The sequence below is a fragment of the Streptomyces sp. NPDC050617 genome, from assembly GCF_040654795.1.
In the GTDB taxonomy this organism is placed as follows: domain Bacteria; phylum Actinomycetota; class Actinomycetes; order Streptomycetales; family Streptomycetaceae; genus Streptomyces.
Genome location: NZ_JBFAIS010000001.1, coordinates 414,555 through 429,812, shown reverse-complemented (window position 1 = coordinate 429,812; position 15,258 = coordinate 414,555). Strand labels below are relative to the sequence as shown.

The following is a 15,258-nucleotide window of genomic DNA, read 5'->3' as shown; positions in this document are numbered from 1 at the left end:
AGGCGGGGCGGGGCTCCGGGGCTCGGCCGTCAGCTCACGGCCGGTACGCCCTCCAGCGCCGCGTCGACGGCCGCGGTGATGGACTCGACCGTGCGGAACGTCGATTCCTTGAGGACCTCCTCCGGCAGCTCGATGCCGAAGGACTCCTCGATGCTCAGCATGAGCCCCAGGCACGTCAGCGACGTCATGCCCAGGTCCCACAGGTTGTCGTCGTCCTTCAGCTCGACGTCGTGGGCCGCGAAGTTGAGCTGCTGGTCGATCAGCTTCCTGACGATGCCCGGGGTGGACGAGTCGGTCATCGCACGTCACCGCTTCCGACCTGAACCGACTGCGGTTGCGGTGCGCCGTTTCCCCGGTGCTTGCGCAGATAGCGCGAGACCTTGCGGGCGCCGCGCAGGCTGCCCTGGGCGTACCAGAGGATGTCCGGGCCGAGCGCGTAGTCGATGTTGAGGTGGTCGTACAGCTGGACGCACCTGGTGCGGTAGTACTCCGTGATCTGCGGGGTCGTCATCTGCGGGGCGGCCTCCGCGCCCGTCTCGAACCACGCGGCGAGGTTGTGCTCGACGTACTCGTTGATCGACCACTCGACGGTCCGGGTGGCGATGGGCTCCCGCGTCGGCGAGAACATGGGGTCGATGATGCCCGGCTTGCCCTGCAGTTCGTTCGCCACGTGCTCGGCCAGCAGCGGCGCGCAGTGGAAGCCGTCGCGGTAGGTGCCGGTCATGAGGTAAAGCCCGGCGGGCGGCAGCCAGCCGATCAGCGGGAAGCCGTCGAGGGTCACCGGGCGGTTCCCGGAGAGCCACTGCAGGACCTCGTGGCTCGCGGCCCGCTCGTCGAGCTGCTGCATCGAGTACTGGGCGAGGAACCGGACGTCCGCCATCCAGGTGACGCCGGAGACGGTGTCCACGAGACGGTTGGTGGCGCCGTAGTACTCCAGCCCGCCGCCCTGCGGCACGACATGCAGCCCGCAGGCGAATCCGCGGTTCGGGGTCCGGACGACGCTGCGGAACGGGTCGCCGCCGGAGCGCCGCGCGATCATCGCGAAGCCGAGTCCGGGGAACGTGGGGACCAGGTCGATGTCCTCGGACACGGTCCGCACCAGAGCCTCGCTCTGGACGCCGGCGGCCACGACGACGTTGCCGCCCTCGATGACGTGGCCGTCCTCCAGCTCGACCCCGGTGACGACGTCGTCGCTGCTCACCAGCTTGCTCACGGTCGCGTCCACGAAGTGCACGCCCGCGGCGCGCAGCTTGCGCTCCAGTGCTTGCATGACGCCCCGGGCGTCCACGGCGCCTTCGGTCGGCAGGTGCATGGCGCTGAGCGACCTGGTGTCGAGGCGTGGGTTGAACCCGGGGATGTCGTGCGGGTCCACCTCCTCCCACGGCTTGTCGTACTCGTCGAGCGCCGCGCGGATCGCCTGGTAGTTGACGGTGTCGAGCTCGGAGCCGATCGAGTTGAGCACGACGTGCGTGTCGGGGGCGCTCAGCAGCGGCCGTCCGGTCCGCGAGAACTCCTCCAGGCCGTCGAGCACGGCGGGCCACCGGTCGTGCGCGGCGACGCCGAGTTCGAATCGCACGCGGGAGGCGTCGGTGCGTAACGACTCCGTGGTCGTCTCACCGAAGCAGCCGAGCATCGCCCCGGCGGCTTTGCTGGCCCCCGTTTCGCCGGCGCTCGGGCCGATGATGGCGATGGAGCCCGCGCCCCGTTCTGTCAGTTCCTGGGCCAGGAAAAGGCCCAGGACGCCGTTTCCGACGATTACGAGATCGGCTTGTCGCAGCCTTTCAGCGCTTGCGGATACCATTCGCGAGAAACTCCCCATTGACTCGGGTGACAGTCCGGCATTTACGCAGGGCGGTAGCGCGTCCAGGCGCCACCGCACAATGATTCCCAGGGAACAGGGCCGGACTTCGGAAAGGAGGCGCAATTCTCCCTGAGGTCACACCAAGGTGATGGAGAAGCGCCGATATTCCACATTCAGAAGGTGTGGAAACCTATGATCGATCACTCATTGACCAGAGTATGATCTTTACTTGCCCCCGCTTCGGATCTCACATCTCGTACGATGCTTGAGTGCGTACGGGGAAGGATGCACTAGGGTGCGATTCACCGCCTCGCAATCACGAGCACAGTACCCATCAGACTCCTGAATACGCAACCATTTGCATCGGATCAAGAGTTTTTTAAGTGGATGTACGACGTCCGTAATGACCGCGGTGATAAATGGACGCCGGCAATCCGCGATCATGCGGACCCTGTCGCGCAATTTCGATCATGCGAATCGATCGAGTGCTCCGCCCTGGTGGCAGAAGATCGGCATCGGCTTTCGGACGCGCCGGACCGAACACGGACGGCTGGTACTCGGTCATGAGCACCAGCCGTCCGCGCCGTCGCGAGGGGCCCCTACGGGGAGCTGGGGCGCGCCTTCTCGTCCGCCGTGCCGGCGGCCGTGTCCGCCGCCCCGGAACCGGTGGGCTCCGCGGCGCCCGACGGGCCCCGGGGCTGCTCCGGCAGGGCCGGGGCGCGCCGGCTCGGCAGGCAGAGCTGCGCCGAGATCAGCCCCGCGACGCCCACGGTCGCCCACAGCGCCCACTCGTTGAAGGCGTAGATCGCGCCGCCGACGAGCGGGCCGACGCCCGTGCCGAACGTGAAGGCGGCGCCGTACAGGCCCTGGTAGCGGCCGACCATGTTGGGCGGGGACATCCCGCCCAGGTGGGCGTTGGCCACGGACGAATACATCATCTCGCCGAGCGACCAGAGCACCACGGTGGCGCACAGCAGGACCATGCTCGTCGCGAAGCCGGTCAGCGCGAGGCCGATGCCGGTGAAGAGGTTGCCCACCGCCAGGACGTACGCGGCCCGGCGCTTCACGACGAGGCCGGCGATGGGCAGCTCGAAGACCAGGACGAGCACGCCGTTGAGACCGATCAGCAGCCCGAGGTCGGACGCCGTCAGTCCGCTGGAGGTGACGTGCAGCGGCAGGCCGACCGTCGACTGGATGTAGACGAACTCGGCGATCACCGTCATGACCAGGAACCGGCGCAGTCTGCGGTCCGCGAGCACCTGCCGGTAGCTCGCCTGCTCCGCCGGCGCGGCGGATCCGGCGCCGTCCTCCCCGCCCTCGCCGGATCCGCCGCGCGGCACGTCGCGCAGGAACAGCAGCCCGAGCACGCCGAAGAGCAGGCAGGCGGCGGCGTTGCCGAGGAACAGCTCCGTGTACGAGTTGGTCGCCAGCCAGCCGCCGACGAAGCCGCCGACGGCGGCGCCGATGTTCATGGCGAACCGGAAGACCGCGAAGGCAGCCACCCGCTGCTGGTTGGTCGTCACGGAGTCCACCAGCAGGGCCGAGGCCGCCGGCCGGTAGATCTGCGACGCGACCCCGACGAGGCCGACCACGACGATGTTCAGGAACAGCGTGCTCAGCGCCGGGACGAGGGCCGTCAGCACGGCGGAGGCGCCGCCCGAGAGCGCGATGGTCCAGCGCCTGCCGAGCCTGTCGGCGAGGTATCCGCCGACGGCGTTGCCGAGCACGTTGCCCACCCCGGCGGCGCCGAGCACCAGCCCGGCGAGGCCCGGCGAGTAGCCCTGATTGCTGGTCAGATACAGGACGATGAAGACCGGCAGGAAGTTGCCGCACCGGTTGACGAGGATGCCGAGGCTGACGATCCACACCCGCGGCGGCAGCTCGCGCAGGGTGTGACGGAACGGCGGGTCCTCGCCCTCCGGCAGCTCGGTGGCCGCGGTGCTCACGTCACCGGCTCCACATGGATCCGCACCGCCGCGAGCAGCCGCTCGCAGTTGGCGATGGCCTCATCGGCGGTTTCCCCCCTGGCGATGACGTGGCCGACCCGGCTGTCGTTCCAGGAGAGCGGCGGAATCTCATCCCCGGGCCGGACCGAGACGACCAGGTCGTACAGCGCGGGGTCGTCGGCCAGTTCCTCGACGCCGGTCACCTCCGTCACCCGTCCCGGCGGCGGGGTGAGGAAGCGGATCGCCGAGCCCGCCACCGGGGCCGGGGAGCGGTGGAGCGGTTCGAGCAGGCCGAAGGGGGCGGCGAGCGCGTAGCGTTCCATGTCGACGCCATAGGCGATCTCGGTCAGGTCGTTGATCCGGTCGCCGCCTACGCGGTTGTGCGACTCGATGATCGCCGGGCCCCGCGAGGTCAGCTTGACCTCGGTGTGCGCGGGGCCGTGGCGCAGCCCGACCGCGTCGAGGAACTCCGCCACCAGCTTCTCCGCCTCGCGCAGCAGCGGCTCCGGGTGACGGCTCGGCTGGGAGTGGCCGGTCTCGATGAAGCCGGTGCCGGTGCTGACCTTGTCGGTCGTCGCGACGAGGATGTGACGCCCGTCGAAGCTCAGCGTCTCGACGCTGATCTCGGGGCCGTCCAGGTATTCCTCCATCAGGAACCGGTCGAGGTCCCCGGCCAGGTCCTTCGCGTCGAGCTGCTCGCCCAGGGCGTGGAAGCGCTCCACGACCGGCGCCACGTCCGACTCGTCGCGCACCGCGAAGATGCCGATGCTGCCGGCTTCGTCGATCGGCTTCACCATCACCGGCACCCCGTTGGCCTTGATGAACGCCCGCAGATCGTCCTCGGTCCTGCCCACCTCGGCGGCGACCGGGCTGACGCCCAGCGCGTTGAGACGCCGGCGCATGCGCGACTTGTCCAGCAGCATCTCCACCGTCTCCAGGGAATTCCCGCCGAGTCCGAGCTCGTCGTCGATCTTCGCCGCGGGCAGGAGTCCGAGTTCCCACAGCGAGATGACCGCCTGGAACGGGAAGGTCTGGTGCAGCGAACGCACCAGCGGCAGAATGCGCTCCGTATCGGCGTAGTCGACGAGCAGCGCCTGGTCGACATAGGGCCAGTGGGCTCGCTCGTACTCGTCCGGGTTCTGGATGTACACCACGTTCAGCCCGAGTTCGTGAGCTTTTCGGGCAATCTTGGGTTTTCCCCCGACCACGGCGATTGTCGGTCGCCCGTCGGCCGGGCCCTGTTCTGCGGTCGGAGGTCCGGCAGGCTTGGGGTCAGGTAACACGTGGAACCTCTCTCACAATTCGATGTCGGTGCGGGGGCGATGGCCGGGGTGGTCACGGGGCCGGGGTGATGTCCGGAGAATCGTGACACCGTCGCGAAAGCCGCCCTACGGAATATGAGATTCCGGGTGTGCTGTGTGCCCGCCGTCGACCGGGCAATTCACGGTCCCCCACGCCGAATCTCCTCCCCGGCTATGAATGTACTCTGGCGCGGGTCGGGCGGGTAGGGTGAATCTCCCCGGGGGACGGGGCCCGAAAGAGGCCCACGTGAGGCCACCGTGTGACTTGCCGGGCGGGGTCCGCGAAAACCGGTCGACGCTACCCAGGAGGAGATCGTTCACCTCCTCGGCGTCCGGCCCGTGCGGCTGGGACACGGACCGGGAAACCGAGTCCGTCCCGCACGCGGCCCCAGGCTCGTCGGCGGTGCGCCACGGGCCCCATGCCGAAACGGCAAGGAAAGGTGCCGCCTCCAGACGCGTCGGCTAAGACTGGCCCCTCACCGAAGCCGAGGGGAAGGAACCCGATGGAACGCACCGACGCAGCGGCGTACGACGCGGCGACGTTCTGGGACACGATGTACGCGCAGCGGCCCGCGGCCGTTGATCCGCGGCCGAACGCCCGGCTGGTCGAGGTGGTGTCCGAACTGCCTCCGGGGGACGCACTGGACCTCGGTTGCGGTGGCGGCGGCGACGCGCTGTGGCTCGCGGGCCGGGGCTGGCGGGTCACCGCCCTCGACGTCTCGGCCGTGGCGACCTCGCGCCTTACCGAACTGGCCCGCTCGCGCGGCCTGGACGACCGGATCACCGCCGAGCAGCACGACGCGCGCGCCTCGCTGCCCGAGCTGCGGCTCGATCTCGTCACCGCCCACTACTTCCACGCCCCCTACGAGATGGACCGGACGGCCATCCTCCGCTCCGCCGCCGATCTGCTGCGTCCGGGCGGCCGGCTCCTGGTGGTCGATCACGGATCGACGGCCCCGTGGTCCTGGAACCAGGACCCGGACGTGCGGTACCCGACCCCTCAGGAGGTCGCGGAACCGATGCGCCTCTCGCCCGAGCAGTGGACGGTCGAACGCGCCGACTCGCCGCGCCGGACCGCGACCGGCCCCGACGGGACCACCGCCGAGGTCGTCGACCACGTACTGCTCATCCGCCGCGACGCCTGACACCGCCCGCCTGGCACCACCCGCCCGGTGCCGTCCGCCTGGCACCACCCGCCCGATGACGCCCGCCTGACGCCGCCCACCCCGGCAAGGACCGTAAGAACACCGCACTGGAGAACGCCATGTCCGCCACCCCTCGCCGCAGCGACACCCCTCCGCCCCGCACCGCCGACAGCGAAGCCGACGTCCTGCGCGGCTTCCTCGACTATCTGCGCGTCTCGATCGCCGCGAAAGTCGAGGGAGCCCCGGAGCCGCAGGCACGCACGTCGGCGGTGCCCTCGGGTACGACCTTGCTCGGCCTGATCAACCATCTGACCGCCGTCGAGAGCGCGATGTTCACGGGCGAGAAGGTCACCGACTGGCAGGCGACACTCCGGCCCGCCCCCGAGGAGAGCGTCGCCGACGCCGTCGCCCGCTACCGGGCGGCCGTGGCCCGTGCGAACGAGGTGCTCGACGGGTGCGCCGACCTCGGCGCGCCGCTTCCCCGGCCGGGGCGCTCCGGGGCCGCGCCGAGCGTTCGCTGGGCCCTGACCCACATGATCGAGGAGACCGGCCGCCACGCGGGCCACGCCGACATCCTCCGCGAACTCATCGACGGCTCCACGGGACGGTAGTCGCATGGCCCCGCAGGGTCGTCGACGCGGGTCACCGCACCTGGGCCGCGCCCTCCGTCGCGGCGGCCGGCGCCGTCCGGCGCGTGGCGGCGCCCGCCGGCGCCTTCCACAGCGCGATGGTCGACACGGTGAACATCAGCAGATTGCCGATGCTCAGCTGCGCGCCCTGGACCGCGGTCCCCACCGGGCCGGGCAGCACCGCCGCGACGAGCCCCCCGAGCGGCAGGAAGATCAGCGGGTTCACCACGCACATCCACCGGGGGAAGGCGGTGGAGCCCCGGAGCACGCAGACGGCCATCCATACGGACCCCAGCACCCAGCACGCCAGCAGCACCGCGTAGGGGATCATCAGGACGTCCGCCATGTCGCCCGGCAGGCCGGTCAGTGCGGCCGACCGCGCGCCGGAGGCGTCGACCGCTTTCGCCGCCTGACCCCAGTAGTAGAAGGACCCGTGGGCGAAGGGTGCGAGGGCGAAGCCCGCGGTCAGCAGCAGGAACGGCGGCAGGGAGAGCAGCCGGCGGGCCGGGCGGAGGCCCTGGTACAGGTGCCAGCACGCGACGAGGTACAGCGGGCCGGTCAGTACGCCGAGCAGCGCTCCCCACGCCAGCCGCGACGTGGACGCCGACAGCATCGCGGCCAGCGAGTCGCCGGCCGTTCCGCTGTAGTCGTTCAGCAGGGGGTGGTCGGCGGCCGACGCCATGGGTTTGCCCAGCAGCAGAATGTCCCCGAGCAGCCACGCGATCGACGCCAGAACGCCCGCGATCCCGGCGAGCCGCACCAGTCTCATTCCGTCCCACCCATCCGCACACCGCCGACGCCCGGCGCAATGATCAAAGTTTGGTTAGCCTAACCTAACTAAACGGGGCGGTGCAGAGAGGACCTCAACTCGCGCCCGCCCAGCGCCGGATCGCCGCGGTGAGAGTACGTGAGCCGTCGTCAGCTCACCCGAGGGTGGCCGCCCGCCCGTTGCGCGGGGATCGCGGCGGACCCGGAGCCGGTCTCGGCGCGGCCGTCGCCGTTCGGTATCACCGGCCAGGCGGGCTCGATGTACGCCGTGGGGTTCGACGTGCGGCGCAGGTAGCTCTGCAAGGAGGCGGACTGCTCGGCCGCCGCCTCGACTTGGAGTCCGTACAGGTCGGCGAGGGGCATCGAGCCGACCGGCTCGTACGTCTCGCCCACGCACCGTGCCGTACGGGCGGCGGCCGCCGCGTCCGCCTCCGCGTGGTGCGCGCCGTCGAGCGGCACGCCGTAGTGGGCGCAGAGCGCTTGCAGGGTGCGCTTGCCCTTGCGGTACCGGTCCGCGTGCTTGTCCAGTACGAGCGGGTCGACGACCGGCCAGGGACCGGAGCCCAGCCGCTCCGACAGCGGTTCGACGCCGTGGCGGCGGCACTCGCGGTCCAGCAGCGACAGGTCGTATCGCGCGTTCATGACCACGAGCGGGGCGCCCGCGCGCAGCACTTCGGCGACGGCGTCCGCGATCTCCGCTATGGCGGGCGCGGCCGGGGAGCCGTGGGCGCGGGCCCGCTCCGTGGAGATGCCGTGGATGGCGGCGGCCTCTTCGGGGATCGCGATCCCCGGATCGAGCAGCCAGGTGCGCTCCCCCGCGATGCCGCCGTCCGGCTCCAGCCGGACGAGCGCGGCGGTGACGACGCGGTCGTGCTCGATGTCCGTGCCCGTCGTCTCCAGGTCGAATCCGGTCAGTGTCCCGCGGTACCAGCTCATCGCGGCCCCCTCCTCTGTGGTGCTTCCCCCGACTGGTCCCCAGCCTCGCATGCCCCACTGACAATGGCCCCAGTCCCCCGGGTCCCCCGCCCCCCGGGCCCGCCTTCACGACACTGGCCGCTTTACGACACCGGCCGCGAGTCCGCCCACACCCCGTCGAACTCCTCCCGGTATGTAGCGAAGAGTCCGTTGTCGGCGTCCTGGTCCTCCCGCACCACGTCCCGCTCCCGTCCCCCGCCGCGCAGCACCAGCACCGGCGCCTCCATGCCGCGCGCCTTGCGGAGGTAGGACTGGACGACGGCGAGGCCGTCCGCGCCGTCGCCGTTGACGAGGTAGGCGGTGAAGCGCGGCGTCTCGTCGAAGACGCGGATCTCGAAGGCCGCGGTGTCCCGGAGCCGGTCGCGTACGCGCCGCATGTGCATGATGTTCATCTCGACGGAGCGGCTCATCTCGCCCTTTTTGATGCCGAGTTCGCGCTCCCGGCGGCGGACAGCGCTGCTCGCGGGGTTGAGGAAGAGCAGTCTGGAGCGGCAGCCGGCCTCGGCGAGCCGCACGAGCCGCCGCCCCGAGTAGTTCTGCACGAGGAGGTTCAGACCTATGCCGACCGCGTCGAGGCGGCGGGCGCTGCCGAAGAGGTCTTCCACGGGCAGCTGCCGCTGGAGGCGCACCCGGTCGGAGTGCACGCCGATGACGTCCGCGTACCGGTCGCCGACCAGGTCCTCCACGGCGTCGACGGGCAGCCGGCCGGCTGCGGGGCCGTGGGCGCCGGTGCCGAGGATCTCCAGCAGCCGGGCGGAGGCCCGTTCGGCCTGGGCGAGGACGGTCACGGACAGCGCGCGGTTGCGGGAGACGACGTTGCGGGAGACCTCCAGCTCGTCGAGGGCCAGCTCCAGCTCGCGCCGGTCGTCGATGTAGGGCTCGAAGCAGGGCCAGTGCTGTACGAGCAGTTCGCGCAGCTGGGGCAGGGTGAGGAAGGAGAGCACGTTGTCGTCGGCCGGGTCGAGCAGATAGCCCTTGCGGCGGCTCACCTCCCGTACGGCGGCGGCGCGCTGCACCCACTCCTGCCCGGCGGGCCCGGCGGCGGCGACGACCCACTCCTCCTCGCCGTGCACCGGTTCGTAGACCGGCCGCAGCACCGCGGCGACGACGGCGCGCAGCCGCTGTTCGACGAGGTTGAGCCAGATGTAGGCCCGTCCGGCGCGCCGCGCCCGCGTACGCACCTCGCTCCACGCGTCGGCGCCCCAGTCCAGCTCCGCGCCGATCTCCATCGGCCGTGCCAGGGACACCGCGCCGGGTGGAGCGTCGGTCGAGCCGTCCCCCTCGGAAGTCTCGCTTCCCGGGGGCAGCTCCAACCCGCCCGAGCTCACCTGTGCACCGCCTTCCGCCCCCGTCCAACGATCAAGGCAGACTACTGCGCGGTGGGAGTGCGGTGCAGCCCGACGGGTGCAGTCCTCCACCAACTCTCCTACTCGCGGTGCACGTTGCGGCCGGGCCCGGCGGAGGGAGTGAGCGGATTCATAGCGGCCGCCCGCCGGGAGGTCACTGGGGCGGCCCCGCCGGCCCGGCCGCGGCGGCGCCACGGCCCGGTGAGGGCGGCGGCCCGTGTCCGGCCCTGGCGCGGCCCGTATCCGGCCGTGGCACGGCCCGTACCCGGCCAGGGCGGCGGGCCATGTCCGGGCCACACCCATTTGTCCGAAGGTCACCCAGTTGGACTGACCGAAGTGAGAGGTGGCCGCTCTGCTTTTGGGGAAGATCTGCCGAAAGGACCGCACGAAGGCGTCAGTTGGACGAGGATTCCCATCCGACCTGGAGCAGGGGTCCCCACGGCGCCCGATGGAGAAGTGGAAGAGTCGACTCATGCAGGTCTGGCCGGGACAGGCGTACCCCCTCGGTGCCACGTACGACGGCGCCGGCACCAACTTCGCGGTCTTCTCGGAGACCGCCGAGCGGATCGAACTGTGTCTGCTGCACGACGACGGCTCGGAGACGGCGGTGGAGCTGCGCGAGACGGACGCGTTCGTCCGCCACGCCTATCTGCCCGGCGTCATGCCCGGTCAGCGCTACGGCTTCCGGGCGCACGGCCCGTACGAGCCGGAGCGCGGGCACCGCTGCAACTCCGCGAAGCTGCTGCTCGACCCGTACGCGCGGGCGGTCGGCGGGCAGATCGACTGGGGCGAGGCGGTCTACGGCTACCACTTCGAGCGGCCCGAGAAGCGCAATGACATGGACTCGGCGCCGCACATGATGTCCTCGGTGGTCGTCAACCCGTACTTCGACTGGGGCGACGACCGGCCGCCGCGCACCGACTACCACCGCACGGTGATCTACGAGGCCCACGTCAAGGGGCTGACGATGCTCCACCCGGAGCTGCCCCAGGAGCTGCGCGGCACCTACGCGGCGCTGGCCCACCCGGCGGTCATCGACCATCTGACGAAGCTGGGGGTCACGGCGTTGGAGCTGATGCCGGTGCACCAGTTCGTACAGGACCACCGGCTGGTGGACTCCTCTCTGGCCAACTACTGGGGCTACAACACCATCGGCTTCTTCGCGCCGCACAACGCGTACGCCTCCTGGGGCGACCGCGGGCAGCAGGTGCTGGAGTTCAAGTCCGCGGTGCGGGCGCTGCACGCGGCGGGCATCGAAGTGATCCTGGACGTGGTCTACAACCACACCGCCGAGGGCAACCACCTCGGGCCCACGCTCTCCTTCCGGGGGCTGGACAACGTCTCGTACTACCGGCTGACCGACGATCCGCGCTACTACATGGACACCACGGGCACCGGCAACTCCCTGTTGATGCGCAGCCCCCATGTGCTCCAGCTGATCATGGACTCGCTGCGCTACTGGGTGACCGAGATGCGAGTGGACGGCTTCCGCTTCGATCTGGCGGCGACGCTGGCGCGCCAGTTCCACGAGGTGGACCGGCTCTCCTCGTTCTTCGACCTGGTGCAGCAGGACCCGGTGGTGAGTCAGGTGAAGCTGATCGCCGAGCCCTGGGACGTGGGCGAGGGCGGCTATCAGGTGGGCAATTTCCCGCCTTTGTGGACCGAGTGGAACGGAAAGTTCCGGGACACCGTGCGGGACATGTGGCGCGGCGAGCCCCGGACGCTGGCCGAGTTCGGCTCCCGGCTGACCGGCTCCTCCGACCTCTACCAGGGCGACGGCCGCCGCCCGCTCGCCTCGGTCAACTTCGTCACCTGCCACGACGGCTTCACCCTGCACGACCTGGTCTCGTACAACGAGAAGCACAACGAGGCCAACGGCGAGGACAACCAGGACGGCGAGAGCCACAACCGCTCCTGGAACTGCGGCGCGGAGGGCGACACCGACGACCCCGAGGTGCTCGCGCTGCGCGAGCGGCAGATGCGCAACTTCATCGCCACGCTGATGCTCTCCCAGGGCGTGCCGATGCTCAGCCACGGCGACGAGTTCGCCCGTACGCAGGGCGGCAACAACAACGCCTACTGCCAGGACAACGAGATCTCCTGGGTGCGCTGGCCGTCTCCTGACACGGAGGGCGATGGCGGCGAGGACGGCGGGGAAGACCGGGAGGGCGGCGATCCGGCCCGCCGGCTGCTCGACTTCACCCGCTCCATGGTGTGGCTCCGCCGCGACCACGCGGTCTTCCGCCGCCGCCGCTTCTTCCACGGGCGTCCGATGCAGGGTACGCACGACGACCTGTCCGACATCTCCTGGTTCACGCCCGAGGGCGAGGACATGGACCAGCGCGACTGGCAGGCCGATCAGGCCAAGTCGCTGACGGTCTTCCTGAACGGGAGCGCCATCTCGGAGCCGGGCCCGCGCGGCGAGTCGATCACCGATGATTCGTTCCTGCTGATGTTCAACGCGCACGACGAGTCCATCGAATTCACGGTGCCGGTCGACCATGGGAGGCAGTGGCAGCTGATCGTGGACACGGCCCGGCCGGACGGAGTCGAGCGCGACGGGCACAAGGTCCAGGGCGGCGACCGGCTCACTCTCGCGGACCGCAGCCTGGCCGTCCTCCAACGCCCGGCCTGAACCCACGGAGCATGAGGTCCTGTCCTTCTGACGCTGTGGCTCTGCGGCCCTGCGGCTCTGGTGACTCCGCGGCCCTGTGACCGTACGGTCCTGCCGCCCCTTGCGGGCCTGCGGCCCTCCCGCCCTGCGGCCCCGCGACCCGATAGTGCGTGTACCGACCACGCGGTTCGGCGGAGCCCGTCGCCGCGGGTACGTACGTTCCCATGAGGCCCGATCCCGCCGCACCGCCCACCGCCACCTACCGGCTCCAGCTCCAGCCGGAGTTCCCGTTCGCCGCCGCCGAACGGGCCGTCCCCTACCTCGCCTCCCTGGGCGTCTCGCATCTGCACCTCTCCCCCGTCCTGGAGGCCGTGCCGGGCTCCGCGCACGGCTACGACGTGGTGGACCACGGCGCCGTACGGGCGGAGCTGGGCGGCGAGGACGGGCTGCGCGCGCTGGCCCGTACCGCGCACGCGCACGGGCTCGGCCTGGTCCTCGACATCGTGCCGAACCACATGGCCGTCCCCGCCCCCGAGCGGCTCAACCGCCCGCTGTGGGAGGTGCTGCGGGACGGCCCGGCCTCGCCGTACGCGCGCTGGTTCGACATCGACTGGGCCGAGCACGGCGGCAAGGTGCTGCTGCCCGTGCTCGGCGGCCGGCTCGGCGAGGAGCTGCGCCACCTCTCCGTATCGGGCTCGGTGCTGCGCTATTACGACCATGAGTTCCCGCTCCGCCCCGGCACCGAGCGGCTGCCGCTGCCCGGCGTCCTGGACCACCAGTGGTACCGGCTCGGCTGGTGGCGCCTCGCCCGTACGGACCTCAACTACCGGCGCTTCTTCACCGTCTCCGACCTGATCGCGGTGCGCGTCGAGGACCCCGAGGTCTTCGACGCCACCCACGCCAAGGTGGTGGAGCTGCTGCGGGGCGGCGTGCTCGACGGGCTGCGCGTGGACCACCCGGACGGCCTCGCCGACCCGGCCGGGTACCTGCGGCGGCTGCGCGGGGCGGCCCGGGGCCGGTGGACCGTCGTGGAGAAGATCCTCGGCCGCGGCGAGCGGCTGCCCGCCGACTGGCCGGTCGCCGGGACCACCGGCTACGACGCGCTCGCGCACATCGACGGCCTCTTCCTCGATCCCGAGGGAGTCCGGGAACTGGCCGACGTCTACCGCGCCTTCGCCGCCCCCGCCGCCGACCAGGGCGGCGACTGGCCCGCGACGGCGCGCCGCGCGGCCCACCGGGTCGCCGCCCACGAGCTGGCCTCGGAGACCGAGCGCCTGGTGCGCACCGCCGACCGGATCTGCGCGGCCCGCCCCGCGCTGCGCGACCACGCGCCGGCCGCGCTGCGCACCGCGATCCGCGAGACCCTGGTCCGGCTGCCCGTCTATCGCCCGTACGCCGTGCCCGGCTCGCCCGTCGCGCCCGAGGACGCGGCGATGCTCCAGGAGGCCGCCGAGGGGGCTCGTACGGCCTTCGCGGTGCCCGAGGAGGCGCACGCCGTGGACGTCGTGCGGGACGCGGCGCTCGGGCTGCTGGGGGACGGCCCGGATCAGCGGGACTTCTGCGCGCGCTTCGCGCAGACCGCCTCCGCGCTGCGCGCCAAGTCCGTCGAGGACACCGCCTTCTACCGCTACGCGCCGCTGCTGTCCGCCGCCGAGGTCGGCGGCGCGCCCGAGCGCCCGGCCGTCTCCCCGCGGGAGTTCCACGCCTACTGCGCCCGTACGCAACGCGACTGGCCCGCCTCCGGAACGGTCCTGTCCACGCACGACACGAAGCGGAGCGCTGACGTCCGGGCGCGGATCGCGGCGCTCGCCGAACATCCGCGCCAGTGGCGCGAGTTGCTGGCGTCACTGGAGTCCCTGAAGCCCCTGGACCGGGACGCGCACCATACGGCGGCGGGCGGCGCGCCCGATGCCCATGTGGCCTGGGTGGCGTGGCAACTGGCGCTGGGGCTGGCCGGTTCCACCGAAACGGGGACCGCCCAAACGGAGGCCGCCCAAGCGGAGGCCGCCGAAACGGAGGCCGCCGAAACGGAGGCCGCACGGCTGGCGCCGGCGGTGCTCAAGAGCGTGCGCGAGGCGGCGTTGCGCACCACCTGGACCGAGCCGGACGCGGCGTACGAGGCGGCGGTGACGGCGTTCGTGGAGGCGGGGCCCTGCGGTCCGGCGGGGGCCGAACTGGCCCGGTTCCGCGCCGAGATCGCGCCGTCCGTACGGGCCAACACGCTCGGAGCGGCCCTGCTGCACCTGACCATGCCGGGCGTACCGGACCTCTACATGGGCACCGAACGCGAATATCTCGCCCTCGTCGACCCGGACAACCGCCGCCCGCCGCGCCTCCCGGACGGGCCCCTCACGGGGACCGACGAAGCCCCGAGCGGCCTCTCGGACGAGAAACTCCTGCTCACGCGCGCCGCCCTGCGGCTGCGCCGGGCGCACCCCGAGTGGTTCGGCGGCGCCGCCTCGTACGAGTCGCTGGAGGCCGCCGGTCCGGCCGCCGGCCACTGCACCGCCTTCGTCCGCTCGGGCGCGGCGGTCAGCGTGGTCACCCGGCTCCCCCGCCGCCTCGCGGAGTCCGGCGGCTGGCGCTCCACCGCGCTGCGGTTCCCGGACGCGGAGGGAGGCGGCTGGCGCGAACTGCTGACGGGCCGGGGCTTCGGCGGTCCCTCCGTGCCGCTGGCCGAGCTGCTGGACCGCTGCCCGGTGGCGTTGCTCGTACGGGCGTGAGCCGGTGCGC

11 protein-coding genes are annotated in these 15,258 nt (G+C 71.5%); 4 read left to right on the top strand and 7 right to left on the bottom strand.

From position 1 onward, the window contains the following. Nucleotides 1-29 precede the first annotated feature (29 nt). The 4 genes from AB0I49_RS01805 to AB0I49_RS01790 form a co-directional block, all read right to left on the bottom strand. Nucleotides 30-299 carry a phosphopantetheine-binding protein gene (locus tag AB0I49_RS01805; protein ID WP_363224749.1) on the bottom strand — a complete coding sequence of 90 codons (270 nt, stop codon included), beginning with the start codon at nucleotides 297-299 and terminating at the stop codon, nucleotides 30-32. Next, nucleotides 296-1,801 carry an FAD-binding oxidoreductase gene (locus tag AB0I49_RS01800; protein WP_363224748.1) on the bottom strand — a complete coding sequence of 502 codons (1,506 nt, stop codon included), beginning with the start codon at nucleotides 1,799-1,801 and terminating at the stop codon, nucleotides 296-298. The genes AB0I49_RS01805 and AB0I49_RS01800 overlap by 4 nt, the downstream gene beginning before the upstream one ends. A gap of 599 nt (nucleotides 1,802-2,400) precedes the next feature. After that, nucleotides 2,401-3,747, bottom strand: coding sequence for an MFS transporter (locus AB0I49_RS01795; protein ID WP_363224747.1), 1,347 nt, complete (start codon nucleotides 3,745-3,747; stop codon nucleotides 2,401-2,403). Next, entirely contained in the window at nucleotides 3,744-4,955 is a 1,212-nt protein-coding gene (locus AB0I49_RS01790) for an ATP-grasp domain-containing protein (RefSeq protein ID WP_363224746.1), read from the bottom strand. The genes AB0I49_RS01795 and AB0I49_RS01790 overlap by 4 nt, the downstream gene beginning before the upstream one ends. Nucleotides 4,956-5,551: 596 nt before the next feature. Here AB0I49_RS01790 and AB0I49_RS01785 point away from each other — a divergent pair. Then, nucleotides 5,552-6,193 (top strand): class I SAM-dependent methyltransferase, encoded by a 642-nt coding sequence (locus tag AB0I49_RS01785; protein ID WP_363224745.1) that lies wholly within the window; start codon nucleotides 5,552-5,554, stop codon nucleotides 6,191-6,193. A gap of 119 nt (nucleotides 6,194-6,312) precedes the next feature. Beyond that, nucleotides 6,313-6,804 (top strand): DinB family protein, encoded by a 492-nt coding sequence (locus AB0I49_RS01780; RefSeq protein ID WP_363224744.1) that lies wholly within the window; start codon nucleotides 6,313-6,315, stop codon nucleotides 6,802-6,804. Between the two features lie 31 nt (nucleotides 6,805-6,835). Here the strand turns inward: AB0I49_RS01780 and AB0I49_RS01775 are convergent, their stop codons facing one another. The 3 genes from AB0I49_RS01775 to AB0I49_RS01765 all read right to left on the bottom strand — a co-directional run bounded on the left by AB0I49_RS01775 (nucleotide 6,836) and on the right by AB0I49_RS01765 (nucleotide 9,893). After that, complete coding sequence (locus AB0I49_RS01775; RefSeq protein ID WP_363224743.1) at nucleotides 6,836-7,591, bottom strand: DUF6796 family protein; 756 nt, start codon at nucleotides 7,589-7,591, stop codon at nucleotides 6,836-6,838. A 149-nt stretch (nucleotides 7,592-7,740) separates the two neighbouring features. Further along, complete coding sequence (locus AB0I49_RS01770) at nucleotides 7,741-8,526, bottom strand: exonuclease domain-containing protein (protein ID WP_363224742.1); 786 nt, start codon at nucleotides 8,524-8,526, stop codon at nucleotides 7,741-7,743. Between the two features lie 122 nt (nucleotides 8,527-8,648). Further along, nucleotides 8,649-9,893, bottom strand: a complete 1,245-nt coding sequence (locus AB0I49_RS01765) for an SAV2148 family HEPN domain-containing protein (RefSeq protein ID WP_363224741.1) — start codon at nucleotides 9,891-9,893, stop codon at nucleotides 8,649-8,651. A 490-nt stretch (nucleotides 9,894-10,383) separates the two neighbouring features. On the opposite strand from AB0I49_RS01765, the gene glgX reads away from it, so the two are divergent. Continuing rightward, complete coding sequence (glgX, locus tag AB0I49_RS01760) at nucleotides 10,384-12,546, top strand: glycogen debranching protein GlgX (protein WP_363224740.1); 2,163 nt, start codon at nucleotides 10,384-10,386, stop codon at nucleotides 12,544-12,546. A gap of 203 nt (nucleotides 12,547-12,749) precedes the next feature. After that, nucleotides 12,750-15,248 carry a malto-oligosyltrehalose synthase gene (treY, locus tag AB0I49_RS01755; protein WP_363224738.1) on the top strand — a complete coding sequence of 833 codons (2,499 nt, stop codon included), beginning with the start codon at nucleotides 12,750-12,752 and terminating at the stop codon, nucleotides 15,246-15,248. Nucleotides 15,249-15,258 lie beyond the last annotated feature (10 nt).

Excerpts from the sequence above, each read along its gene's own strand:
- AB0I49_RS01775 (WP_363224743.1), bottom strand. The coding sequence starts at position 7,591 with ATGAGACTGGTGCGGCTCGCCGGGATCGCGGGCGTTCTGGCGTCGATC.
- glgX (WP_363224740.1), top strand. The coding sequence starts at position 10,384 with ATGCAGGTCTGGCCGGGACAGGCGTACCCCCTCGGTGCCACGTACGAC.
- AB0I49_RS01770 (WP_363224742.1), bottom strand. The coding sequence starts at position 8,526 with ATGAGCTGGTACCGCGGGACACTGACCGGATTCGACCTGGAGACGACG.
- AB0I49_RS01805 (WP_363224749.1), bottom strand. The coding sequence starts at position 299 with ATGACCGACTCGTCCACCCCGGGCATCGTCAGGAAGCTGATCGACCAG.
- AB0I49_RS01780 (WP_363224744.1), top strand. The coding sequence starts at position 6,313 with ATGTCCGCCACCCCTCGCCGCAGCGACACCCCTCCGCCCCGCACCGCC.
- AB0I49_RS01800 (WP_363224748.1), bottom strand. The coding sequence starts at position 1,801 with ATGGTATCCGCAAGCGCTGAAAGGCTGCGACAAGCCGATCTCGTAATC.
- AB0I49_RS01785 (WP_363224745.1), top strand. The coding sequence starts at position 5,552 with ATGGAACGCACCGACGCAGCGGCGTACGACGCGGCGACGTTCTGGGAC.
- treY (WP_363224738.1), top strand. The coding sequence starts at position 12,750 with ATGAGGCCCGATCCCGCCGCACCGCCCACCGCCACCTACCGGCTCCAG.